Here is a 24584-nt window from a genome sequence, read left to right on the forward strand (position 1 = left end):
TTTTTGAGTTTTATTGGGGACCGCCATGCTACCTACAGGCACGCTATATATTGTTTCTGCGCCGAGCGGCGCAGGTAAATCCAGCTTAATTTCGGCGCTGCTAGACCAGAGTAATGACCAACTTCAAGTGTCGGTATCTCATACTACACGTAATCCTCGCCCAGGTGAGATTGATGGTCAACATTACCACTTTGTCAGCGTTGAAAAATTCAAACTGCTGATTGATGATGGCGTATTTTTCGAATGGGCAGAAGTGTTTGGTAATTACTATGGCACCTCGCGTACTGTCATTGAACAGCAACTGCAACGCGGCATCGATGTCTTTCTTGACATCGACTGGCAAGGTGCTCGGCAAGTAAAGCAGCTGATGCCACAAGCGCAAGGGATTTTCATTTTACCGCCTTCGCAACCCGAACTTGAACGTCGGTTAATTGGCCGTGGCCAAGACAGTGATGAAATCATCGCAGCAAGAATGTCTAAAGCCGTTAGTGAAATGAGTCATTTTAACGAATATGAGTTTTTAATTGTTAATGATAATTTCGAGCAAGCTTTAGTTGATTTTAATGCTATTATCAAAGCCAATCGCTTAAAAGAATCACCCCAAGCAATAAAACATTGTGATATGCTCAAAGAGTTATTGGCAGAGCAACTTAAATAGAGTACACTTTTGCGTCATTTTTTATCAATTTTTTAGGAGTGCCTGATGGCTCGCGTAACAGTTGAAGATGCTGTAGAACAGGTTGGCAACCGTTTTGACTTAATTCTAGTGGCAGCACGTCGTGCCCGCCAACTAGCCAACGGTGGTCAAGAACCACTAGTAGATGTTGAAAACGACAAACCAACAGTCGTTGCACTACGTGAAATTGAACAAGGTCTGGTGACCACAGCAACCATGGATGAGTGTGAGCGTTTAGCTCAACACGAGCAAGAAGTAGCTGAATTAGCGGCTGTTGCAGCAATTGCTGAAGGTCGAATCGGTTAATATCGAATCGATACTTCATCATCCTAATTTTAACACTGTCGGGGTGATACTTGTATCTGATAGAAAACCTTGTCGAGGTAGCCTCTGGCTACCTCGAACCATCACAAGTTGAACAAATAAAGCAAGCATATGTCGTCGCTCGTGACGCCCACTCGGGACAGTTTCGATCAAGCGGTGAGCCGTATGTTACGCATCCAGTCGCTGTTAGCCAAATTTTGGCTGATATGCATCTCGACCACGAAACCCTGATCGCCGCGCTTTTGCACGACGTTATCGAAGATACTCCAGTTACCCAAGAACAACTAGCACAGCAATTTGGCAAAACTGTTGGCGAATTGGTTGAAGGCGTTTCAAAGCTCGATAAATTAAAATTTCGCAATAAAGAAGAAGCCCAAGCCGAAAATTTTCGTAAGATGATGATGGCCATGGTGCAAGATCTGCGGGTCATTTTAATTAAACTGGCTGATCGCACGCACAACATGCGAACGTTAGACTCATTACGCCCAGATAAACGACGTCGTATTTCGCGTGAAACACTCGAAATATACGCACCTATTGCGAACCGTCTAGGCATTCATAATATAAAGTTTGAGCTAGAAGAGCTTGGATTTAAAGGCTTGTACCCAAATCGTTTTCGGGTGTTAAGTAAAGTAGTGCACCATGCTAAAGGCAACCGCCGTGAAATGTTGCTCAATGTTGAGCAGGAAATTTCGGGCCGATTAAAAGAAGCAGGCATTGAAGCAACAACGTTAGGTCGTCAAAAAAATCTTTATTCGATCTATAAAAAGATGAAAAGTAAAGAAATTCAGTTTGAAGATGTCATGGATATCTACGCATTTCGGATCATCGTTGCTGACATTGATACCTGCTACCGTAGCCTCGGTGCGATGCACACCTTGTACAAGCCTCGCCCCGGTCGATTTAAAGACTATATTGCACTGCCTAAGATTAATGGCTACCAATCACTGCATACCTCTATGCTTGGCCCTCATGGCATTCCGGTCGAAGTACAGATCAGAACTGAACACATGGAACAAATGGCTGACAAAGGCGTTGCTGCACATTGGCATTATAAAAACAGTGATAATCAAGGCACAACCGCACAGGTTCGTGCCAGACGCTGGATCCAGAGCCTGCATGAGTTGCAACTGAGCGCTGGTAATTCTTTCGAGTTTATCGAAAATGTTAAAACCGATTTATTTCCTGAAGAAATCTATGTATTTACCCCTGATAGCCGTTTGCTCGAGCTACCTGCTGGTTCCACTGCGGTCGATTTCGCCTACGCGGTCCACACAGATGTCGGTAATACTTGCGTTGGTGCTCGCATCAATCGTCAGGCTTATCCGCTAAGTCATCCGCTTGAGAGTGGCCAATGCGTTGAAATTATCACGGCACCGGGCTCACAGCCCAACGCTGCATGGTTAAACTTTGTTGTTACCGCTCGCGCTCGCTCAAAAATACGCCAGGTTTTGAAAAATCGTCAGGCCCAAGAGTCAATAAAACTTGGCAGGCGCCTGTTAAAGCACGCCTTAGGTGATATTGAACTCGACCAATTACCACCGGAGCTTATTGCCAAAGTGGTCGCAGAAACCAAGAATGAAAGCTTTGATCAGCTATTGTCTAATATCGGACTAGGTAATGTGATGAGTTTAGCTATTTCGCATCGCTTAACCAACGGCCATACCGAGCATAATCACGACTTACCAGCAACCAAACGCATGCCAATTAAAGGTGCTGAAGGCATGCTGGTTTCATTTGCTAAATGCTGCAAACCAATTCCTGGTGACCCGATTATTGCTTATTTAAGCCCAGGCAAAGGCCTCGTGGTGCACAACGAAACTTGTTCTAATATTCATGATCACGCCAAAGAACAAGAAAAGTATCTTCATGTGCAATGGGATAAAGATAGCGAGCAGCAGTATGTCACGGCAATCCGGATTGACATGGTAAATCATCAAGGTATTTTGGCGGCTGTAACTACCGCTATCTCCAAAGCTGATGCGAATATTCACACCATGACGACCGAAGAGAAAGAAGGCCGGATTTACACCGTTAATGTCACAATGAGCGTCAATGACCGAATTCATTTAGCCAACGTTATTAGAAAAATAAGAGTATTGCCTGATATTTTGAAAATTATCAGAACGAAGCACTAACATAAACTAACTTTACGTAACTCTGTATTTATGTTTTTAAATATAAACATGGGGTTGCGTTAATTTTCGGGCGTTACCCGATCCAAACAGAGAGTGAAATATGGCCGTTAAAGAAATCATTTCAACCGACAACGCTCCACAAGCGATAGGCACTTATAGTCAGGCTGTTAAAGTAGATAATACCGTATATTTGTCAGGTCAAATCCCACTAGTACCAGCTACTATGGAAATGGTCAGTGATGAATTTGAACCGCAAGTTGTTCAGGTATTTGAAAACATGAAAGCAGTGTGCGAAGCCGCCGGGGGTTCACTAGCCGACGTGGTTAAGCTTAACATTTTCATGACTGACCTTAGCAACTTCGCCACCGTCAATGAAGTAATGGCAAAATATTTCTCTCAACCTTATCCGGCCCGCGCTGCACTTGGTGTTCGTGCATTGCCAAAAGGCAGCCAGGTTGAAATGGATGGTGTAATGGTGCTGTAAACTTCAATGGTTTACTCAACACTGAACGGGAGGCTTAGGCCTCCTTATTTGTTATAAACAGGTTGGTTCTAAGTGCTTTGTATTGTATGTTAGCGTTCAACTCCAATTTTGTTCTTGAGATATAATCACCGGCTATGTTAGTGCAAACGAGTATGTTGTCTTCTCCGTTAACCGATCTGTCTGGGATCGGGGTAAAAATGGCCGAGAAATTAGCCAAGTTAGGCCTCAATACAATTGAGGATGTATTATTTCATTTACCGCACCGGTATGAAGATCGCACCCGTGTCTACAGCTTAAATCAGGTTACTCCCGGTCAGCACGTTAGCATAATTGCCACCATTGATAGTTGCGAGATAACCCACGGCCGCCGTTCGATGATGGTCTGCCAAGTCTCTGATCTGTATGGCAGAGCAACGCTAAGATTTTTTAATTTTAGTGCGCAGCAAAAGAACAGCCTTATTATCGGCAGTCAAATTCGTTTTTTTGGTGAAATTAAGCTTGGTAATCGCGGCCTTGAAATTATCCACCCCGAGTACAAAGTATTTAATCAATCAGCCACGGTTGAACTAGAGCAAAGCTTAACACCGGTTTACCCCGCGACTGATGGCGTTAAGCAATTAACCCTGCGTAAACTTTCTGACCAAGCATTAGATTACCTCAATAAATACCCCATTAGTGACTTGTTACCGCCTCAGCTTTACCCAAATCAATTACCGTTAACCCAGGCACTGCTTTATTTGCATCGTCCACCGCCAGAAGCCTGCGTTGAACAACTAGCCAATGGTGAGCACCCAGCTCAGCAGCGCTTAATTATTGAAGAATTACTGGCGCATAACTTATCAATGCTACAAGCTCGTCAGCATAACCAGCAGCATCAAGCGGCCCAAATTTCACCGTGCAACCTTTATGAGTCGCAATTGTTGGCTGCGCTGCCATTTAGTCCAACCAAAGCTCAACAGCGAGTTTTAGCTGAAATAAAAACAGATTTAGCCTTAGACAAGCCAATGATGCGCCTCCTGCAAGGTGATGTCGGCTCAGGTAAAACATTAGTCGCCGCTTTGGCTTCCCTCGGAGTGCTTTCTCAAGGTTATCAGGTCGTATTAATGGCACCGACCGAATTATTAGCAGAGCAACATACGAGCACCTTTGAGCAATGGTTTGCGCCATTAGGCATTAAAGTGGGCTGGCTGGCTGGGAAATTAAAAGGCAAAGCACGGCAACAAACGATTGCTGATATTGCCGCTGGCGAAATTCAAATGATTGTCGGCACCCATGCAGTATTTCAAGCTGATGTTAATTATAATAATTTAACGTTGGTTATTATTGATGAACAACATAGGTTTGGTGTAAATCAGCGCCTAGCGCTGCGAGAAAAGGGCCTGCAAGGTGAACATTTCCCGCATCAATTGGTGATGACTGCCACCCCTATTCCGAGAACGCTCGCAATGACGGCTTATGCCGATCTAGATACCTCAATTATCGATGAGTTACCTCCGGGTCGAACACCGATTACTACAGTTGCGATTGATGATCTGCGCCGCGATGACGTTATTGAACGCGTTCGTAATGCGTGCCTCGCTGGCCGTCAAAGTTACTGGGTCTGCACTCTGATTGAAGAATCTGAAGTTTTGCAATGTCAGGCAGCGGAACAAACGGCGCAAGAGCTGCACGAGCGACTACCAGATTTAGCGATTGGCTTAGTGCATGGCCGAATGAAAAGCGCTGAAAAACAACAGATCATGAATGAGTTTAAACAAGGAAATCTTAATCTGTTGGTCGCAACAACTGTTATTGAAGTGGGGGTTGACGTGCCCAATGCGAGCCTAATGATTATTGAAAACCCCGAACGGCTCGGGCTAGCCCAACTGCATCAACTCAGAGGACGAGTTGGTCGCGGTAAAATTGATAGCCACTGTGTCTTGTTGTATCACAGCCCTTTGTCGGTCACTGCGACTAAGCGACTAGGCGTATTGCGTAAAACCAATGATGGCTTTGTTATCGCGCAAAAAGATCTCGAAATTCGTGGTCCTGGAGAAGTACTTGGCACCAAACAAACGGGCTTGGCCGATCTAAAAATAGCCGATCTCATTCGCGACCAAAAGCTAATCCCACAGATCCAACAAATGGCCCATAATTTAGCTGAGCATTATCCACAATGGGTCTCCCCCATCGTCACGAGATGGCTCGGCAACAAACAACATTATAGTCAGGTATAATTGAGGAACCCAATGCAAGTGAAATCACCGCGAGATCCAAAAACAGCGAACAATTCGACTGAAATTTATATTGTTATTGCTATTGCGCTCGTCATCGTAGTCGTAGGTACGTATCTGTATAACTCTAACGACCCATTAACTGCGCATCCAACTCCGGAACAACTGCCTCTACTTCAAGAGCCTAACACCGCAGGAGATAGCCCTGTCATCGAACCCAATGATCAAATAAGCATTGGTGATAACGATCTTGCAAGCCAAGATGTAGCAACTCAAACGAACATGTCAGCGGTCAACAGCTCGAGCCAGCAACAGCCTCAATCGATAGCGGCTCAACTCATCGCGGCTAAGCAAAAAATAACAGGCTATGAGCCAGAGATCGAACCGACGACAACACCCGAGCCAGCAGCGGTATCACTGCCAAGCCTCGATAAATCAGACGCGGTAGTATTACCTGCAGCCAAGCAATTGTCTTGGTTACCACTTTATTCTGCCTTACTGATTAATAAAGATCTTATTCGCAATTTTGTGGTATTTGTCGATAACTTATCGCGCGGTGATTTAGTGACAAAATTTAGTCCGTTACAGCGGCCTCAAGAAAAGTTTTTGGTGACCGAGCAGGCGCAAGAAATTTATTTAGATACACTAGGTTATGCGCGCTATGATTTGTATGTCGATATTATTAATTCGATTGATATCGAGTTTGCGACCAATCAGTATCTCGCGTTAAAACCTTTATTTAAAGATGCATATCAAGAGCTTGGATATCCTGGCGATTCATTTGACGCAACGCTTTATCAAGCAATTGAAGTATTGCTCGACGCGCCAGTGATCCGCGAGCCGATCAAACTCGTTGCGCCATCTGCGATGTACAAATTTGCGGATCCAGACTTAGAACAGCTGCCAGCAGCGCATAAATTGATGCTAAGAATGGGTCCAGATAACCAGCTAAAATTACAGCCTAAATTACTGCAAATTCAACTGGCCTTAGAAAACATCACGCGGCAGGGCTAGGCAATATCACATAGCGGCCGTTAAATATTGCGGCTGCGCTTGATTGTTGCTGACAAAACATCTCAACTGTTAATTCAATACTGACCTTATCGCCGCTTAAGATCGGCAATAACTGGGTTATTTCAATCAACTGATTCGCCACTCCAGTAGGTTGTTGTGACAAGGGCCGTCGATAGCGGATTTCTCCTTTAGCTAGCACGATGCTGCCTGATATTCCAACACGCTGTAATGCTAGATGCACTAAACCCCAACCGGTTAAAACCGCTTGAGAGTATATCGCACCGGCAAACATTGTTTGATGAACATTAATGCTCGCTGCCAGTTCACTGCTGGTGACCAAACGGTCTGGCGTTGCGGCAGTAATGGCTAATTTCATATAATCAGTCATCGGGATACCGCTGTGCCAAGTCAATTCAAGTGCTTGAGTCGCTGGCGGCAACAACAACGAAAAAGTCTTATCAACTGTTGGTAAAAAACCAAGACTTAACCAAAAATTCGGCTCGCTAAAAGCTATTAGACGTTGAAATTGTTGCTGAGTGGCTTGGTCGTTCAGCCGATTAACGACCTCACGACCTAAACCCATGCGACGAAATGAGGGCAATACAACAACGTCGAGTCTCGCGTGTTCATCACTCAAATGAGATAACTTCCCCGCAGCCACAATATGTTGCTGATGATCATAAGCAACGAGGTAATCACCGATACTGACTTCATAGTCGATCATAAACTGAGCTAACAATAAATCATCACTCGGTAACCACTGCCAGCTTAATGCTTCAACCGAGGCATGGTTCATGTCGTGCGCAAAGTAAAGGTCACCGGACCATCATTGACTAAAGCTACCTGCATATCGGCACCAAATATTCCGGTTGCGGTATCAAAGTCGAGCTGACGACAGCCAGCGACAAAGTATTGATACAAAATGTCGGCTTGCTCAGGGACCGCGGCACAAGAGAAACTAGGCCGCAGGCCTTTTTTAGTGTCAGCGGCTAAGGTGAACTGAGAAACTACTAATAATTGGCCGCCAATATCACGCAGACTTAAATTCATTTTGTCTTCGTTATCGCTAAATATTCGATAGTTTGTAACTTTTTTCATCAATTTATCGGCATCGGCTTTTGTATCACCACGCTCAACGCCTAATAACACTAATAAACCTTGCTCTATTTTACCTACGACTTGATGCTCAACAGTGACACTCGCTTGGGTCACCCGCTGAATTACTGCAATCATGTTAATGCTCCAAATAACCAATCTGCGACATTATCGGTGGCAAACACCAAGGCGTCAATCACCCCGTCTTCGCTACTTGAATGACCGGCACCAGGAATAATTTGTAATTGGCAGTTTTGCCAGTGTGCAACTAAGGCTTGCGAACCTTCGAGCTTGCACACCATGTCATAACGGCCGTGCACTATGGTTGCGTCAATCTCATTAATTTTAGCAATGTTATCAATAATATGATTCTCTTCCATAAAACAATGATGACCATAAAAATAACTTTCAATCTTGGCCAATGCCAAGGCTTCATGGGCATGCCCAAAACGATGCTCAGCATCCGCTAACGGCAACAAGTGTGATAAGCCTCCTTTCCATATTGACCACTGCTTGGCCGCGGCTAGTTGTTCGAATTGGTTGGCACTATTAAATAATTCGTTATAACCAGCAATAGGGTTGCTGTGGTGATGTGATGGAAGTTTTTCAATAAAACGTTGATAGTGATCTGGATAAATTTGTGCAGCCCCACCATTAGCATCGAAACGCCACTGCATGTCCTGAGCTCGGCCTAAAAATGGGCTGCGTAAAATATAGCTATGGATAAATTTCGGATATTTAAAACCATATCGCAAGGCCAACTGCGCTCCCCACGACCCCCCAAAGATAACCCACTTTTTAATGTCGAGGTAACAGCGGATTTTATCAATGTCATCAATTAATGCTTGGGCATTATTGTCGGTTAATTCACCGTAAGGCGTTGACTGACCACAGCCGCGTTGGTCAAATAAAATAATTCGAAAACGCAGCGGGTCAAAAAAGCGACTTAACCGCTGTGAGCGGCCTCCGCCGGGCCCGCCGTGCAGCACAATAACAGGTATTCCTTGCGGGTTACCTGCTTGCGATACTGATAACCGGTGTCGTGATGAAACATCAATAAATGTCTCACTGTACGGTTTTATTACTGGGTAAAGGATCCGCATCGTCAGAGACCTCCCGATCTATAAGTAATTGGTCTTCGTTACTTTCGTAAAATTCTGGCAAGCCGGCTGTCAGCTCAGCGCCAATGAGCACCACAATCCAGACCAAGTAAACCCAGACAAATAAAATTGGAATGGTCGCTAATGCGCCATAAATCGCTTGATATGATGGAAAGTAAGTAATATATAAGCCAAAGCCTTTTTTACTTAATTCAAACAACAAAGCTGCCACCATGGCACCAATTAACGCATCAACAAAACGAACTCGCACATTAGGTACCAGCAAATACATCATTAAAAATGCTAAGACCGAAAATAATAACGGTAACCAGCGTAAAAAAAATGAAAAAACTTCGCTGAACATTCCCTGCTCAAGCCCACCGAGAGATATCACATAAGATGAGATTGCAATACTAGCACCGAGTAATAGCGGCCCAAGCGTTAGGATCATCCAGTAAATAGAAAAAGAAATGACTATCGGTCGCTTGGTTGGACTGCGCCAAATTTCGTTAAGTACTTTATCAATGTTAGAAATAAGTAATAAGGCGATAAACACTAATGCCACAATGCCAACTGCACTGGCTTTAGAGGCATTATTGACAAACTCAGTTAGGTTTTGCTGCACAATATCGCCAGCCGTGGGCAAAAAGTTACTGTAAACGTACAGCTCTATTTGGCTCTTAATTTTGTCAAAAACAGGAAAAGCAGACAGCATAGAAAAAACCACTGAGACTAAAGGTACAATCGACAACAAAGTGACATAAGACAAGTATCCCGCCGCCATTCGTAACCGATTTTGCACAGCTCGCTGTTTGATGTGTAAAAACAAAAGTGGCAGCTGACTGAAAAAATTCACAGCACTTCGTGATTTATGATTCACAGGTGAGCATCTCCTATTACGACATAAGATAAAACAAAATAGATTTAATCATAGCTAGCTTTGTGTTGTTATAATATAGCTAACGCGCAAAAACTCACAAGGATATTATAATGTTTAAAGCTCTCGCGGCTACGCTTGTCGTGTTAAGTCTGCTTGGTTGTCAGACTGTGTATTTTAATGCCATGGAGCAACTAGGCATTGCTAAACGGGATATATTAGTCGATCGGGTCGAAGATGCTCGTGACGCTCAAACTCAAGCCCAGCAGCAATTTAAGTCGGCGCTCGATGAGCTTAGCACCTTAATAGACTTTGATGGCGGCGATGTGCAACTAGCCTATGATTCACTATCAGATCAGTATGATTCAAGTCAGGACGCAGCAGATCTGGTTAGCGCACGAATAGATGACATTGAAAGTGTCGCCGCGGCCCTTTTTGACGAGTGGCAGGACGAGATCGAGCAATACTCGAGCACTAAATATAAACGCAGCAGCACAAAGCAGTTGCGCAAGACCAAAAATTCTTATCAAGCATTATTGCGCTCGATGCGCCGCGCCGAACACAAGATGCTGCAGGTACTTAGCTCATTAAAAGACAATGTGCTGTATCTAAAACACAACCTTAACGCCCGTGCAATTGGCGCTATAAGCCTTGAGTTTGAGGGGCTAAAACAAGAAATTAGCTCATTGCTGACAGAGGTCAATAACTCGATATCCGAGTCAAACAAATTTATTGCCGAAATCGATCACAAATAACCTGTTATATATTGGCCAGTGCTATGAGGGCTCGCCCCTCATAGCAACAACAGTACCTTAATCTTCATGGATAGCAGCCTTGCTCAACTTGCTGACGATAAACTTCAACCGTTAAGTTAAATCGATATATCCGATCAACGCCCTGTTGTAATATCGAAATTAAAGCTCTGTGGTTATCGGTCTTAGATAGGTGCAACCACGCTTCTTTATTACCAAGATGGTAAGCTTGTTTTAATATGCTTGGATTGATCGCCAGTTGCTTCATCGCATAACTCAGGCCAAGTTCAGAGCCAATTATCGCTTCTACTAGGCCAACCTTCAACATTTTCAACCCTTGCTGATAGCTCTCGACATAGATTTTATTTAGCTCGCGATCCTGATCAAAGTCGACTTGATATTGCGCCTTTCTAATCACCGCTATGCTCTGTAATTGCTTGAGATCAAGGTAAGATTGCGATTGTGCCTCACCGAGACTTACCACTAATATCCGCGATGTTGTCACCGGCCCTACATAATAAACATCATCACGCAACATCCTGTTCTTAAATATTAATGCTGCGTCTAACTTACGTGACTTTAAGGCCTTTAAAATACGGGCGTAAGGATAGCTCTCAATCTCAAAATGAACCCCCGTTTGCCGGGTGATAAGATCAAGAATTTTAACGCCTACGCCCCGGCAATCCTTATTGGCATCAACATAAAAAGGGGCAAACGGCGGTAAACTGGTCGTTAAACTCAATGACTGTGCTGAAAGTTGCCAAGTAATTAATAGGCTGCAAGACCAAAGTTTATACTGATTTTTCATCTTGAAAGTGTAGTATACATTTGGTTTATCTCAACACCCTAAGCAAGGATTTACTCTGATTTACCTCAATTATTGGGCTGTGTCGTCTCTGTTGATTATTGTGAATCAACAAAGCTACTGCCGGCATTGATAATACTGATATAATAAGGCTCATTGTTATCGCCGTCGGCGATGTTTTCCAGAGCAATACCCACCTACTTGTTTGCTCTTAGATTAAGGTAGTTAAAGATGTCTATTGAAACCGCGTTAAAACAACGTAGTGATTCAACCTGTGAATTATGCGCCAGTGCCAATAACTTATCAGTATTTGAGGTACCGCCGACAGAGGCTCATTCTGATAAATGTATTTTACTGTGTGACACCTGTAAAATTGAGATCGAGCAAGCTGATGCCCTAAACGTTAACCATTGGCGTTGTCTTAACGACAGTATGTGGAGTCAAGTGCCGGTCGTTCAGGTAATGGCTTATCGTATGCTAAATCGTTTAATTGGGGCTGGAGAAGCATGGGCTCAAGACTTACTAGATATGTTATATCTTGACGATGCAACGCTTGAGTGGGCAAATAAGGGCAGTGCTGAAGTTGAATTAGACGAACCACATGTTGACAGTAACGGCTCAACCTTAAGTGCTGGTGATAATGTGGTATTAATTAAAGATTTAGTGGTTAAAGGCGCTAACTTTACCGCCAAACGCGGTACTCCAGTACGTGGAATTTCATTAACTTCAAATCCAGAGCATATCGAAGGACGTGTTAACGGTACTAGAATTGTGATCCTGACTCAGTACGTCAAAAAAATGTAATAACGCTATTCTCTTTACCGTAACGACCAAGTCAGCATGTTCATGCAGGCTTGGTCTGTTTAACGCCCACCAGCTAAATCAACGAAAGTCCCGGTAGCATATGACGCTTGCTCCGATAATAACCAGACTATCGCTTGAGCAACCTCGCTTGGTTGGCCTCCACGCCCCATCGGCAATGAAGGTGCCATTCGATCCACTCGGCCCGGCTCACCACCAGCGGCATGCATTTCGGTATAAATTAAGCCAGGACGAACACAGTTCACTCTAATTCCCTCACCAGCAACTTCTAGCGCTAAACCAGTGGTTAACGTATCTATTGCTCCTTTTGACGCCGCATAATCAACATATTCATTGGCACCGCCAAGTCGTGAAGCGACCGAACCGACGTTAACAATTGCCCCACCCTGACCGTTGTTGTTAAGTGACATCCGTTTAACGGCTTCACGACAACATAGAAAGTAACCAGTCACATTGGTCGTGAGGATCTGGTTAATCCGCTGCGCGGTCATATCTTCAACCCGCATTTGTTGCTGCAAAATTCCAGCATTGTTAACCAAGGCTGTTATGCTGCCCAGTTCACTATCAATCGCATTAAATAACCGAACCACATCCGCTTCATTGGAGATATCGGCCTGAAAAATAATCACTCGACGACCTAGCGCTAATATTTGCTGTTGCAGCTTCTGAGCCGCCTGCTGGTTACTCTTATAATTAATACACAGATCATAACCTTGCTCTGCTAGCAGCAATGCTGTTGCCGCGCCAATGCCACGACTACCACCAGTGACTAATGCGATTTGTTGCATTTTAGACTCCTTGCTTAGTTAATTATATTTGTATTGATTAAATTTCAATGCGTTACAAAGAAACCACCAAAATTCAAGTTAATGATTCTAATTGGTCTTAACCTGTCCGATAAATCTCGCAATAATTTTATCTAAATGATTAGCAAACTGCTGACGATCTGCCTTATTTAACGGTGGCGGTCCGCCAGTATGGGCGCCACTCGCGCGCATGGTGTCCATAAAGTCACGAATATTAAGTCGCGCTTTGATATTCTCCGTTGTATGCAGCTCACCACGCGGACTCAAGGCTTGCCCCCCTTTTTCGATCACCTCAGCCGCTAAAGGAATGTCACTGGTGATCACTAAATCACCCGGTGTCAGCCGCAATACTATTTCATCATCAGCGACATCAAAGCCACTATCAACTTTAAGGGTCTTGATATACGGCGACGGCGGTACTCGCAGCACTTGATTGGCGACCAAAATCATTTCAATTTTAGCGCGATGGGCCGCTCGATATAAAATGTCTTTTATAACGATTGGACAGGCATCGGCATCAACCCAAATTTTCATCGTTTATTATCTCCAACCACTAAATTTACCGCCTCAGCTTCGACTCGACTTTGTGCCAACAGCAGTCCAAGGATCAAGGAAAATAAACCTAAGGTAAATTGTTTGTGTAAATAGGGCTCGGCGATAAAGCCAACTAAAAATACACTTAAAAACATAACCTTAAGTGCCACAAAGAGTGGGTCTTGCAACGGAATTTGATAGATACGATAAAACATCATTAAAAACAATGCTAAACCAACTAGGCCAATTTCAGTTACCACTTGGGCGTATTGGTTATGGAAATGCATAAACCAGCGCAAACAACTAAACTCTGGATATTTGACATCAATTATCTCACGTAATAAATCAATGTTATCAACCGTGCCAGTCCCGATTAATGGATGAATAACTATAATATCTTTAGCAACAACTAACGCACCAGCCCGATTGCCCCACGAAGAACAAAAATCGTCCTGTTCAATCACGCTGCTGACATTGTTTATTCCCGCATTAATTCGCTGATGGAATAAATCACTGGTTTGGTAAGCTGTCGTTAAAATAATAGCGCCAAATAATGTCGATAATACCAACGCTTTAAGCTTGTTCTCGAAATGAAGAATAAACAACACCACAATCGAGATCACAAACGCCAACTGGCCACTGCGGCCACCGGTAATAAATAAATTGATGGTCAATGAAGTGAAAAATAACAAATAGAGTAACTTATATTTATTAGATTTTTCAAACAGTATCCGACTTAACACCAGTAAGGCTGATAATGATAAAAAGATACTGTACTCAAGGTGCTTCATAAAGGGCGAAGGGTTGCTCGGTGGCACATTTTTATAAGTAAACAACTCAAAAAATATCCCATACGAGATCATTTCACTGGCGAACATTCCGCACGAGAAGGCCGTTAACAAGATTAGTATCTGTGATTTTTTTAGGCTTAACCCTAAAATGAACCCCGGTAATAAGTACCAATACTTACCGATATAGTCAATTGCTTGAGGCCAATTGGTTGGCTTAATCCATGTTAATGACAACACATAAAAACCAATCAAACAGGCGAAAGCAACAAAGGTTTTATTTTGTTTGAGTTGAAATAATTGAGCTCGATTGCCCGGTTTAAATAAAAACAATAAAATAATCAGTATGCTAAAAAATACTAGCCCAGCCCGCGAAAGCGGCATCACAAAGGCATAACCAATTAGACAAAAATTAAAAATTCGCTCATGCACATTAGCCGTAGCAGGTTCAGCCGAAGTAGTTTCCATTAAAGTAGACATTACGATTCCATATAGCAGACATTACAAGGTATCAGAGAACTCTGAGGCGGCGAATATTAGCTTTTTTTACGAGTAATAACTAGTTTCCTCTTAATCAGGTAACAAAGCGGCGGCAGAAAAATAACCAACGCTAAAGTTGGCTGCTTTAAACTTGCGCCATAATGGAGCTTGGCTGGTGGCAGGTGTCGTTGATAAATAACACACCCGTAATCCTTGCTTCAATAAACTCTCAATTTGAGTGTCAATATCCACTGAAGCTAGCTCACGGTCAGCGTCGCGCCTGATTAATTCAAGCACAGCACTACTAATCTGGTCATCATAAACGGCAATATCAGCCTTTTGCATATGCCGCAATGCAGCCAAGGACAACAAATCAGGCTGTTGTGGCGCTTCAACGACATACAACTCGCCAGAAACTGGCTGTTGATTGTCTGATTGCGCGATTAACTGCTGATAAAAACTTTCCAATTGTTGCGGCTGCTCGCTACGCGAGCTGGAAAAGAACAGCTCCCAAAAATTGCGACGCTTGGTCACGCTATCGAGTTTCTGTTTAATTTGCTTACGCTTTTCACCAGCAAATGTCGCGATTCGTCCCATATTTTGCGGCACCAGCGTTTCAAGCTTTTCACGCCAGTATCTCACTAAAACCGGAGACTTGCCTTCACTGCTAATCGCAAAGACCATTGGCGAACGATCAACAATCGATGGCGTAATAAAGTGACAAAGTTCAGGTGAATCCACGACATTAGCTAAAACACCAGCGGCGCGAGCATCTAGGCTAACCTGCCGATTAATTTCATGATCTGCCGTGGCGACAAACACCAACTGCTTACCCGCCAACAGGGCTTTATCATAATCACTATTGATATAATTAAGTTTGCCTTGGTGATTTAAACTTTTTAAGCTTGATGATAGCTGCGGCGAGACGACGGTAACTTTCGCTGGCGTTTTAAGGATTAATTCTACTTTGCGCGTTGCTACTTCACCCCCGCCAACAACCAATACATTTAACTGCTCACCATCGACAAAGATTGGAAAATACTGCACATTACTACCTATAATATCTGAGCCAATTATTAGCTATATTGTTAACGACTGGCTAAATAGCCTGTTGCTGAACTTGCGGTTTCGTTGCATTAAAATAACCTAATTTCCCTACCTGCTGTGGTTCAAATTGTTCAACCACATCACCAATAACAATCAGCGCTGGCGGCTTAATGTTATGCAGCTCAACCAGCTCGGCCAGTGTCGCTAAAGTACCTCGGTAAACTTCTTGATTATGCCTAGTGCCATTACGAATTAAGGCTGCCGGAGTATTAGCACCGCGACCATGTGCCATTAATTCTTTCGCTATAGTTGGGAGGCTATTGATGCCCATATAAAAGACCACTGTCTGAGAACTGCTGCTGAGGCTTTGCCATGGTAAATCTAGCTGACCATCATTTTGTAAGTGGCCGGTAATAAAAGTACAGCCTTGGGCGACTCCACGATGGGTCAATGGGATGCCAGCATAGGTTGTACAAGCCGATGCCGCGGTAATGCCTGGCGCGACATGACAATTTACGCCTTGCGCCAGCAAATGTTCCACCTCTTCGCCGCCACGGCCAAACACAAATGGATCACCACCCTTTAGCCGCAACACTCGCTTACCGAGCAATGCTTGGTCGCTGAGCATTTGATTGATACCATCTTGTGGCACGCAATGCTTGGCTTGTTTTTTACCAACATAGTATTTTTCGCAACGGTCTGGTAATAGCGCCATAATTTCATCGCTGACTAAGCGATCGTAAATAGCCACTTCGGCTTGCTCAATAAAACGTAACGCTTTAATGGTTAATAATTCAGGGTCGCCAGGCCCAGCACCGACCAAGGCAACTTCCCCTGGTTGTAAAACCCCTTTCATTGCTATTTTTGTGATTGTTTTACTCATGACGCTTCTCTTATTACTTCGGGGTTGTAGCGGGTGTGCTCTGACTTAATAGGTCATAGCATATTATGTAATGCTCGCTACGCCTAAGACCGTTAATTCATTAGTTATTAATTTTCAGTGAATTTTTATTACAGCAGGCTATTTCAACGCTTACTTTCTCAAATAACGACCTAAAACTGATATATAATCGAGGGCGATTGCTTAAGCCTAGGTTGGTGCGACTTGCACTATTACGGGGCGTCGATAAATTAAAAACTTGATACCACCACTACACAACTCTTGCTAACTCACTGAAACGAAGGCATAACGCACAAATTTTCGCGTTGACTAAATATCACCATATGATTAATTATAGCAATAATCATACCATGCAAGCTATACACTGAGATTAATAGCGATGATTAGGGAATCTGTTGGTGGCAGATGAAATAAATAACTGGGAAAGACAAAGCACCCAAAACAAAAAACACTCAAATAGAGTGTTTTAGGGGTGAGATAGTCACTTACACTAGTGCATTATTCCGCCACCGGCATCAAACATTAACCCTTCAAGCTGAGTAAACGCTTGCTCTTCTCCTGACAGGTTAAATAACACCATTAAAATAACCCATTTTAAGTCATCAACCGAAAAAGCTCTGTTTTCAATCTCAAGCGCTCGGTCTATTACCATTTCACGCGTTTCAGGTGCTAATACGCCAACCTGTTCCAAAAAATGTAAAAAGCCACGACATTCCATATCAAGTTGTAACGCTTCACGGTCTGTATAGATCCTAATCGAAGAAACCGACTTGTTAATCAACAGCGAGCTATCCCTGTTGTCTTGCATGCCAGCTAAGCGTTCAATCCAGGCCAAAGCTTTAAAAACTTCATCTTTTTGAAATCCGGCTCCGGTCAATTCATCAGTTAATAATTTATGATCAGCCATTACATTGAGCTCACTATGAATATAGTTTTCAAATAAATACATAAGACATTTAAACATTACCCACCTCCTGAAATACGGATATAACCACCGGATCCCAAAACAATAAGCCCAGCCAATTCTAACGTCAGTAATTGCTGCAGCACGATTTCAATAGACATCTTACTACGTTCAACAACTTGGTCTATTGACGTTGTTTCGAACCCAACGCTATCCAAAATGATATCAAACGGTAACAATGACTGCGGCGATAATCGGCTATGTATCTTATGTTCCATTGTTGCCAGATCAAAACTATCTATTGGCAACTCTTCTAAGATATCGGCCGCAGTCGCTACAAGTTTAGCACCTTGATTAATTAATTTATGACAACCTTGCACTTTGGGGTTATTTACCGAGCCTGGAACGGCAAAAACCTCACGGTTTTGTTCGGCAGCCAATCTCGCTGTAATCAACGAGCCACTGCGTTGCGCAGCTTCAACCACCACCACACCCAATGACAGTCCGCTAACAATTCTATTGCGGCGCGGAAAGTTTGGTGCTTTAGGTAATACGTCAGGCCAAAACTCTGATACCAACAAACCTGTTTGAGAGATATTAGCAGCAAGATCGCCATTTGAGCGTGGATAAATGTTCTTAAGACCACTACCTAGTACAGCAATAGTTGTTCCTTGAACCGATATAGCACCTATATGGGCACAACTATCAATGCCAGTCGCCAATCCACTGGTAATCGTTAAGCCGGAAACAGCTAGATCATGCGCTAATGATTTAGCGGTTTCGCGCGCTGTAATAGTTGGTGCTCGACTGCCAACAATCGCTAACTGAGGCCGCGTTAACAATTCAACATTGCCCTGACAAAACAATAATAAAGGAGGAGATGATATTTGCTTTAATAAAGAGGGATATTCAGAGTCAAAAAAGCTCACTACTCGGCGATTACCAGCACCATTGAGCCATGTGGTAACGGAGGTAATAACAGGCTGGTAAGGCGCTTGTATAATCGCTCGTTGTGGCGCATTAAAGCCCAATGCCACCAATTCTAATTCTGTACAGTTAAATAATTCAAAAGGTGACAAGCCCTTAAGCTTTTGTCGTAGCCGATAACAACCAATGCCAGGCAATAGGTCAAGAGTTAACAACTGCTGTAGCTTATCCATTCAGACTCCTTAAATGATCGTTTTAAGATGGAAAACAATCAAAGCCAAGCGGCTTCGTGGAGTTGAACTACATTAAGAATTGACCAGAGACAATAGCTAAATATCAAATCCAGCGCTTACATTTTACCGTAAACGCCATCATCAGATTATAGCAGATAGACTAAAAAAGTTAGCGAGCGGCCAGCGGATTAATTAATTCGTCGCCAATCCGTATCGGACTAGCTAATTCAATAACTAACGCGTAGCTGACTTTTTCGAACGTTTGAAAAACCATTAACTTCCCTCGATATACATCGGGTAACTTTAATTGATTTTGCTTAACAAAATAGGCTTTAATATGATCATAACGCCTTAATTCTAGAGGCCCACGCACACGATTATCACCATCAATTAACTGAATCGTGCCAGGACGATAAACTGAAAACACACTGCCCTGTTTAATTCCTTGATTGCTACCCCCTTCGATGATAACCACTGAATTCTTGCCAATATCACGAAAATGCTGTGCTGACGCGACAACAGTCGACATCACATCAATCGCGGCGGGCCGCGGAGTGAAATAAGCGGGCAAGCTGTCAGTATCTGCCAGCGCCATGACCATTTGGCCATTTTTGACCGCTCTGGCGGTAGATAATAATTCGAGGCGACTAATCGCGGCAGAGACAGTGACACGAGCCACACCGCTTAGCTCTATTTCATTACCAAGAAAATCGTCATCTGCGACCGATGAAAAGCGACGACCTTTATTATAAAAGCCATACAACCCATCGACAGGAAGCTCTTGATTGACATAAACAATATCACCAACCTTGTAAAACAGAGTCGAACGTTCACTGCCGACGATAAGAGGTAGATCTTCAATTTGGCGATCCGAGACGATTTTGTTGTCGGTTAGGTAATGCCCAATGTCCGCCAAAGATAAGGTCGGGATCGGTTGACGTTGATCTATAATCCGGCCGTGTGGCACCATTTTCAATTGCTTTTTTCCGCTGCCGTTAGCAAGAACTAATCTCGGCACCCCATTGACATAAACCAAGGAAATCACATCTCCTGGATAAATCCAATGTGGATCATTTATTTGTTTGTTATAACCCCAAATTTCAGGCCAACGCCACGGTGATTTTAAAAACTGAGCGGAAATATCCCACAAAGTATCGCCTTTAACGACCACATAGCGGCTAGGAGAGTCCGATTTTATTTTCAGAACATCAGCACTAACCCCAAAGGCAAACCCGATAACAGTTAAAACCAAAAAAAGTCGCTTCATTACAGCATCCTTTGTATTATTTGCTTAGATTTAGCTGATCATTACTCATTCCAACCAAGCAGTAAACAATATAAGCGTGATTTAGCTTCAATCCTTACAAATAGCAGCAGCTGCTCGCAGATAAACCTGTAAAAGCCAGCGCTAAATGTATAAAATAAGAGCATATCATAGTTTTATACCAAGCCTAATTCTGTTAGTGCTTAATTTTCGAGAAATTTAATGTCTATTCTTAATGTTTTACGCTTTCCTGACAAACGGTTACGAACTGTTGCGGCACCTGTCGAACAAGTAACACCTCAAGTTCAAGCCATCGTCGATGACATGCTTGAAACAATGTACGATGAAAAAGGGGTTGGCCTAGCGGCAACACAAGCTGATATCCACCTGCGCATTGTAGTGATGGACTGCTCTGAACAAGGTGATACACCCATTGTCATGATCAATCCTGAAATTACCGCCACTAAAGGTTCGATTCAAAATGAAGAAGGCTGCTTATCTGTACCTGGTACTTACGCCACGGTTGAGCGCGCCGAAGAAATCAGTGTAAAAGCACTAGATCGTGACGGCAACAGTTTTGAGTTTGATGCCACTGGTTTATTAGCGGTTTGTGTACAACATGAGTTAGACCATTTGATCGGTAAATTATTTGTCGATTACTTATCACCGTTAAAACGCAAACGGATCCAGAAAAAATTAGAAAAAGAAGCTAAGCATCACTCACAAGAGGAAAGCTAAGTTGCAACCATTGCGTATAATTTTTGCTGGCACGCCTGACTTTGCAGCCCAGCACTTAGCAGCATTACTTGATTCTCCTCACGACATCGTAGCCGTTTACACCAAAGAAGATACCCCATCAGGGCGCGGTAAAAAACTGCAAGCCAGTGCGGTAAAACAATTGGCAACTGAGCATGGTCTAACGGTTATTCAGCCTAAAACGCTTAAGGCTCTTGAAGCAGAGCAACAGCTTGCTTTATTTAATGCTGACTTAATGGTCGTGGTTGCTTATGGCTTAATTCTGCCGCAAGTAATTTTAGACACGCCACGTTTAGGCTGCATCAATGTCCATGGCTCTTTACTGCCTCGCTGGCGCGGCGCCGCTCCTATTCAACGTGCTATTTGGGCTGGAGATAAGCAAAGTGGCGTTACCATTATGCAGATGGACCAAGGTCTAGATACTGGCCCGATGCTGTATAAAGCTGCACTTGATATCGCTCCTGATGAAACCAGTGCGACGTTATATCAACGTCTGGCCGAGTTAGGTCCTGTCGCTTTAACTCAAGCCATTGATCTGTTAGCTCAAAACAAGTTACCAGCAGAAGTGCAAGACGAAAGTAAAACCAATTACGCCGCCAAACTATCGAAAGATGAAGCAAAAATTAATTGGCAAGACGATGCTTTATTGATTGAGCGCTGCATTCGCGCCTTTAATCCGTGGCCAATTTCTACTTTTGAACTTGATGGCATGACAATTAAAGTATCGAAAGCCCAGCTTAGTGAGACCACAACTACCGAGGCACCAGGCACAATTATTGCCGCCGACAAACAAGGTATCGTCATCGCTACCGGCTCAGGTGCCATTGTATTACAACAACTTCAGTTCCCAGGTAAAAAAGCCATGGCTGCTGCAGACATTTTAAATAGCCGCAAAGCTTTATTTGCCCCAGGAAACCTACTATGAACTTGCGAGCCGTTACCGCGCAAATCATTGGCGCAGTCTTAGATAAAGGCGAATCACTTGCTACCGCTTTACCTGCTGCCCAACAAGAATTAGAAAACCCAAAAGACAAGGCCCTATTACAAGAGCTTTGTTACGGTATTATGCGTCACTTACCACAACTTGAGTTTTACATTACCAAGTTAATGGACAAACCAATGACGGGTAAACAACGGGTAGTCCACTATTTATTACTCGTAGGGGCTTATCAATTATTGCATACCCGCATACCAGCTCACGCTGCATTGGCTGAAACCGTTGAAGCTTGCATCGATTTAAAACGCCCTAAGATTAAAGGATTAATTAATGGCGTATTGCGTAATTTACAACGCCAACACCTGCAATTAGCGGAGCAAATGCCCGGTAAAGCCCCACTGCAGTTTAATCACCCGAGTTGGTTAATTAAACGTTTAAGCAAGGCTTACCCGACTGGTTGGCAACAAATATTAACCGCTAACAATCAACGTTCACCAATGTGGTTACGTAACAATATCAGCCAACAAAGCCGCGAAGCTTATCTGGCCCAGCTGCATGAACTTGAGATCGAAGCCAGCGCTGGTGAATATGGCGATAATAGTATTTTATTAGCCCAGCCAAGCCCGGTATTCAAACTGCCTAATTTTGACCAAGGTAGCTGTTCAGTTCAAGATGCAGCAGCCCAACAAGCCGCGCAATTGCTCGATGCTCAGCCCGGTGAATTAGTGTTAGACGCTTGCGCTGCACCTGGCGGCAAGACATGTCACATCCTTGAATTAACTAAAGATGTTGAAGTTATTGCATTAGACTGCGATCAGCGACGCTTAGAACGAGTTCAAGAAAACCTTGACCGCATCGGTCTGACTGCACAGCTAATTTGTGGCGACGGTACGGATCCAGCAAGTTGGTGGTCATCAGATCGAAAGTTCGACCGGATCTTACTTGACGCTCCTTGTTCGGCGACCGGTGTTATCCGCCGTAATCCAGATATCAAATGGCTAAGACGCGAGAGCGACATTGCCCCACTGGTATTATTGCAACAGCAAATATTACAAGCTTGCTGGCAATTATTAAAACCAGGCGGCACCCTAATTTATGCCACTTGTTCGGTATTGCCAGATGAAAATAATCAACAAATAATTAAGTTTTTAGGTCAACAGACCGATGCGCAATTAGTGCCATTACACGATAATGATACGCCTGAAGCTCCAGGCTGGCAGATATTGCCTGGCGAACATGACGTTGATGGTTTTTACTACGCTAAGTTGATTAAAAAAATATAAGGACATTGCTGTGAAGATAATTATCTTAGGCGCAGGTCAAGTTGGCGGCAGCTTGGCTGAAAACCTGGTCGGTGAAGATAGCGACATTACCATTATTGATAATGATCGTGATGCTTTGGCTGAACTCAAAGATAAATTAGATTTACGGGTTGTACTTGGTCACGGCTCCCACCCGCAAACATTGCAGGAAGCGGGAGCCGATGACGCCGATTTATTAATCGCCGTGACCAACTCCGATGAAATTAATATGACCGCCTGTCATGTTGCTTATTCACTGTTTGATGTGCCCACTAAAATTGCCAGAATCCGCGACGAAAATTACCTTGAATACGCCAAATCATTATTTTACTCGAGCAAGCAACTAAAAAATCAACCACCAAGCCATCGTGGTTTTGTTATTGATGAGTTAATTTCGCCTGAGACATTAGTGACTGGATATATCAGACGTCTTGTTGATTATCCTGGCGCATTGCAGGTGCTGCAGTTTGCGCAACGCAAAGTCAGTTTAGTCGCAGTACGCGCTTATTATGGTGGGCCGTTAGTTGGTCATGCTCTGTCGGCATTGCGAGAACATATGCCAAATATTGATGCCCGAGTTGCAGCGATATTTCGGCAAGGGCGACCGGTTAGGCCACAAGGCACCACGATTATCGAAGCCGACGATGAAGTGTTTTTCATTGCCGCAACGGGTCACATCCGTGCAGTAATGAGTGAGTTACAGAAACTGGAGAACACCTACAAACGTATTATGATTGTCGGTGGCGGTAATATCGGTGCAGGCTTGGCTAGCCAGCTAGAGAAAAACCACCAAGTTAAGCTAATCGAACGCAATCCAAAACGTGCCCAAACACTGTCGCAAAATTTGGTTAAAGCAACGGTATTTTGTGGTGACGGCGCCGATCATGAGTTGCTGAGCGAAGAAAATATCGACCAAACAGATTTATTTATTGCGGTAACCAACGACGATGAAGCGAATATCATGTCATCGATGCTGGCCAAGCGGATGGGCGCTAAAAAAGTCATGGTGCTTATCCAACGCAGTGTTTATGCTGATTTAATGGAAGATACTAATATTGATATTACTATCTCGCCACAACAGATCACTATTTCGGCCTTACTGTCACACGTGCGGCGAGGTGACATCAGCAATGTATATTCCTTGCGTCGTGGAGCAGCCGAAGCTATCGAAGCGATAGCTCATGGTGACGCCATGACGTCGAAAGTCGTTGGCCGCCGCGTAATGGATATCAAGCTACCACCAGGCACCACGATTGGCGCCATTGTAAGGGGTAACGAAGTATTAATTGCCCACGACAAAACTGAGATACATTCCGACGACCATGTCATTCTATTTTTAGTCGACAAAAAATATATTGGTGATGTTGAACGTTTATTCTCACCGAGTGCATTCTTCCTTTAACCCG

General features: G+C 43.6%; 25 protein-coding genes. 12 read left to right on the top strand and 13 right to left on the bottom strand.

What is annotated here, in order from left to right; genetic code table 11:
- The first annotated feature begins 25 nt into the window (after nucleotides 1–25).
- The 6 genes from gmk (at nucleotide 26) to HRU23_09855 (ending at nucleotide 6849) form a co-directional block, all read left to right on the top strand.
- On the top strand, nucleotides 26–658 hold the full coding sequence (gene gmk, locus HRU23_09830) for a guanylate kinase (GenBank protein NRA54431.1): 633 nt from the start codon (nucleotides 26–28) through the stop codon (nucleotides 656–658).
- Between the two features lie 45 nt (nucleotides 659–703).
- Nucleotides 704–982 carry a DNA-directed RNA polymerase subunit omega gene (rpoZ, locus tag HRU23_09835; protein NRA54432.1) on the top strand — a complete coding sequence of 93 codons (279 nt, stop codon included), beginning with the start codon at nucleotides 704–706 and terminating at the stop codon, nucleotides 980–982.
- A gap of 50 nt (nucleotides 983–1032) precedes the next feature.
- Nucleotides 1033–3138: a bifunctional GTP diphosphokinase/guanosine-3',5'-bis pyrophosphate 3'-pyrophosphohydrolase gene (gene spoT / locus HRU23_09840; protein NRA54433.1), complete on the top strand. Its 2106-nt coding sequence runs from the start codon at nucleotides 1033–1035 to the stop codon at nucleotides 3136–3138.
- A 100-nt stretch (nucleotides 3139–3238) separates the two neighbouring features.
- Nucleotides 3239–3622 (top strand): RidA family protein, encoded by a 384-nt coding sequence (locus tag HRU23_09845; GenBank protein NRA54434.1) that lies wholly within the window; start codon nucleotides 3239–3241, stop codon nucleotides 3620–3622.
- A gap of 134 nt (nucleotides 3623–3756) precedes the next feature.
- A complete protein-coding gene (gene recG, locus HRU23_09850) occupies nucleotides 3757–5838 on the top strand; it encodes an ATP-dependent DNA helicase RecG (GenBank protein ID NRA54435.1) in 2082 nt (693 codons plus the stop codon).
- Between the two features lie 12 nt (nucleotides 5839–5850).
- A complete protein-coding gene (locus HRU23_09855) occupies nucleotides 5851–6849 on the top strand; it encodes a DUF3014 domain-containing protein (protein NRA54436.1) in 999 nt (332 codons plus the stop codon).
- On the opposite strand, the gene HRU23_09860 is transcribed toward HRU23_09855, so the two are convergent.
- From HRU23_09860 to HRU23_09875, 4 genes are read right to left on the bottom strand one after another with little or no spacing between them, the layout of a single operon-like run.
- Nucleotides 6833–7645, bottom strand: coding sequence for a YiiD C-terminal domain-containing protein (locus HRU23_09860; GenBank protein ID NRA54437.1), 813 nt, complete (start codon nucleotides 7643–7645; stop codon nucleotides 6833–6835). The two genes, HRU23_09855 and HRU23_09860, sit on opposite strands and share 17 nt — an antisense overlap.
- Nucleotides 7642–8082, bottom strand: a complete 441-nt coding sequence (locus HRU23_09865) for a D-tyrosyl-tRNA(Tyr) deacylase (GenBank protein NRA54438.1) — start codon at nucleotides 8080–8082, stop codon at nucleotides 7642–7644. Before HRU23_09865 ends, HRU23_09860 begins: the two co-directional genes overlap by 4 nt.
- Nucleotides 8079–9047, bottom strand: a complete 969-nt coding sequence (gene pip, locus HRU23_09870) for a prolyl aminopeptidase (protein NRA54439.1) — start codon at nucleotides 9045–9047, stop codon at nucleotides 8079–8081. The genes HRU23_09865 and pip overlap by 4 nt, the downstream gene beginning before the upstream one ends.
- Nucleotides 9010–9924 (bottom strand): virulence factor BrkB family protein, encoded by a 915-nt coding sequence (locus HRU23_09875; protein NRA54440.1) that lies wholly within the window; start codon nucleotides 9922–9924, stop codon nucleotides 9010–9012. Before HRU23_09875 ends, pip begins: the two co-directional genes overlap by 38 nt.
- 110 nt (nucleotides 9925–10034) lie before the next feature.
- Between HRU23_09875 and HRU23_09880 the strand changes: the two genes are divergently transcribed.
- Entirely contained in the window at nucleotides 10035–10676 is a 642-nt protein-coding gene (locus HRU23_09880; GenBank protein NRA54441.1) for a DUF2959 domain-containing protein, read from the top strand.
- A 64-nt stretch (nucleotides 10677–10740) separates the two neighbouring features.
- On the opposite strand, the gene HRU23_09885 is transcribed toward HRU23_09880, so the two are convergent.
- Nucleotides 10741–11481, bottom strand: coding sequence for a transporter substrate-binding domain-containing protein (locus tag HRU23_09885; GenBank protein ID NRA54442.1), 741 nt, complete (start codon nucleotides 11479–11481; stop codon nucleotides 10741–10743).
- A 228-nt stretch (nucleotides 11482–11709) separates the two neighbouring features.
- On the opposite strand from HRU23_09885, the gene HRU23_09890 reads away from it, so the two are divergent.
- The gene (locus HRU23_09890; GenBank protein ID NRA54443.1) at nucleotides 11710–12282 is read left to right on the top strand and encodes a PhnA domain-containing protein; all 573 of its coding nucleotides are present in this window, start codon (nucleotides 11710–11712) and stop codon (nucleotides 12280–12282) included.
- Between the two features lie 59 nt (nucleotides 12283–12341).
- On the opposite strand, the gene HRU23_09895 is transcribed toward HRU23_09890, so the two are convergent.
- The 8 genes from HRU23_09895 to HRU23_09930 all read right to left on the bottom strand — a co-directional run bounded on the left by HRU23_09895 (nucleotide 12342) and on the right by HRU23_09930 (nucleotide 20187).
- A complete protein-coding gene (locus HRU23_09895) occupies nucleotides 12342–13088 on the bottom strand; it encodes an SDR family oxidoreductase (protein NRA54444.1) in 747 nt (248 codons plus the stop codon).
- 87 nt (nucleotides 13089–13175) lie between these two features.
- Entirely contained in the window at nucleotides 13176–13640 is a 465-nt protein-coding gene (locus tag HRU23_09900) for a YaiI/YqxD family protein (GenBank protein ID NRA54445.1), read from the bottom strand.
- Nucleotides 13637–14908: an O-antigen ligase family protein gene (locus HRU23_09905; protein ID NRA54446.1), complete on the bottom strand. Its 1272-nt coding sequence runs from the start codon at nucleotides 14906–14908 to the stop codon at nucleotides 13637–13639. The genes HRU23_09900 and HRU23_09905 overlap by 4 nt, the downstream gene beginning before the upstream one ends.
- 90 nt (nucleotides 14909–14998) lie before the next feature.
- Entirely contained in the window at nucleotides 14999–15955 is a 957-nt protein-coding gene (locus HRU23_09910; protein ID NRA54447.1) for a siroheme synthase, read from the bottom strand.
- 52 nt (nucleotides 15956–16007) lie between these two features.
- A complete protein-coding gene (gene cobA / locus HRU23_09915) occupies nucleotides 16008–16838 on the bottom strand; it encodes a uroporphyrinogen-III C-methyltransferase (GenBank protein ID NRA54448.1) in 831 nt (276 codons plus the stop codon).
- A 508-nt stretch (nucleotides 16839–17346) separates the two neighbouring features.
- Entirely contained in the window at nucleotides 17347–17820 is a 474-nt protein-coding gene (locus HRU23_09920; protein NRA54449.1) for a DUF494 family protein, read from the bottom strand.
- Nucleotides 17820–18920, bottom strand: coding sequence for a DNA-protecting protein DprA (gene dprA / locus HRU23_09925; protein NRA54450.1), 1101 nt, complete (start codon nucleotides 18918–18920; stop codon nucleotides 17820–17822). The genes HRU23_09920 and dprA overlap by 1 nt, the downstream gene beginning before the upstream one ends.
- Before the next feature lie 169 nt (nucleotides 18921–19089).
- Entirely contained in the window at nucleotides 19090–20187 is a 1098-nt protein-coding gene (locus HRU23_09930) for a LysM peptidoglycan-binding domain-containing protein (protein ID NRA54451.1), read from the bottom strand.
- A 219-nt stretch (nucleotides 20188–20406) separates the two neighbouring features.
- Here HRU23_09930 and def point away from each other — a divergent pair, with 219 nt between their 5' ends.
- From def to trkA, 4 genes are read left to right on the top strand one after another with little or no spacing between them, the layout of a single operon-like run.
- Nucleotides 20407–20922, top strand: coding sequence for a peptide deformylase (def, locus tag HRU23_09935; GenBank protein ID NRA54452.1), 516 nt, complete (start codon nucleotides 20407–20409; stop codon nucleotides 20920–20922).
- A gap of 1 nt (nucleotide 20923) precedes the next feature.
- Nucleotides 20924–21865: a methionyl-tRNA formyltransferase gene (gene fmt / locus HRU23_09940; protein ID NRA54453.1), complete on the top strand. Its 942-nt coding sequence runs from the start codon at nucleotides 20924–20926 to the stop codon at nucleotides 21863–21865.
- On the top strand, nucleotides 21862–23160 hold the full coding sequence (gene rsmB / locus HRU23_09945) for a 16S rRNA (cytosine(967)-C(5))-methyltransferase RsmB (protein NRA54454.1): 1299 nt from the start codon (nucleotides 21862–21864) through the stop codon (nucleotides 23158–23160). Before fmt ends, rsmB begins: the two co-directional genes overlap by 4 nt.
- A gap of 10 nt (nucleotides 23161–23170) precedes the next feature.
- On the top strand, nucleotides 23171–24580 hold the full coding sequence (gene trkA / locus HRU23_09950; protein NRA54455.1) for a Trk system potassium transporter TrkA: 1410 nt from the start codon (nucleotides 23171–23173) through the stop codon (nucleotides 24578–24580).
- Nucleotides 24581–24584: the final 4 nt, after the last annotated feature.

It is taken from the genome of Gammaproteobacteria bacterium, assembly GCA_013214945.1.
GTDB lineage: Bacteria > Pseudomonadota > Gammaproteobacteria > Enterobacterales > Psychrobiaceae > Psychrobium.